Genomic DNA, 810 nt, shown 5'->3' on the forward strand with positions numbered 1-810 from the left:
GCCTGTCACCCCCCGGCCGGGGGGTGACAGGCCACCGCCATGTCGCCATGTGCGGGGTACTGGTTTTGCGGTACCGGGTGAAACCGGATATCGGGGGTAATGGGGAGAATATCGGGACGGTCGCCGTGACGCAGCAGGAGACCTGCTCACCTCCAAAGATCGACGGCCGTCTCGGTCCCGGATGCAACCCGAGAGGTGTAGGAGACAAAACGCGGGGCAGGCGGTGGTCAGGCCAGAACGGGAGTTCCGCCGTGAACGCAGTACGGAAAGGAAGACCGGTCGAGAATTCATGTCCCCTCCGTCTCCCATTTGACCGAAGGAGTTGTTTTTCGCATGACTGAGAATTTTTGGGGTTACCGCGAGACCGCCGGCCGTCTGGGCGGGTCGGATCTGACGGGGTACAAGGTCGAGGCGAGCGACGGTTCCATCGGCAAGGTCGACAAGCACTCGGATGAGGTCGGCTCCTCCTACATCGTGGTCGACACCGGTCCGTGGATCTTCGGCAAGGAAGTCCTCCTGCCCGCGGGCACGATCAGCCGGATCGACGCGAACGACGAGAAGATCTACGTCGACCGGACGAAGGAGCAGATCAAGAACGCTCCCGAGTTCGACAAGGACAAGCACCTCGGCGACGCGGACTACCACCGCCAGGTCGGCGGCTACTACGACGGACCGCACCGCCTGTAACCGACGCGGGCACGGCTGTGCGAGGCGGGGGGGGGCCCCCCAACGGGTTGCGCCCCCCCCCCCTGGGACGTCCGGTGCTGCCGCTGCCCGGCGGGGGCCCTCGCCCCAGCTCGGGGCGCAGGG

The 810-nt window shown here is 66.0% G+C and carries 1 protein-coding gene; it reads left to right on the top strand.

Going from position 1 to position 810, the window contains the following annotated elements:
- Positions 1–333 precede the first annotated feature (333 nt).
- Positions 334–687 (top strand): PRC-barrel domain-containing protein, encoded by a 354-nt coding sequence (locus ACFWBY_RS26960; protein ID WP_385344641.1) that lies wholly within the window; start codon positions 334–336, stop codon positions 685–687.
- Positions 688–810 lie beyond the last annotated feature (123 nt).

The sequence above is a fragment of the Streptomyces sp. NPDC060049 genome (genome assembly GCF_042736715.1).
In the GTDB taxonomy this organism is placed as follows: domain Bacteria; phylum Actinomycetota; class Actinomycetes; order Streptomycetales; family Streptomycetaceae; genus Streptomyces.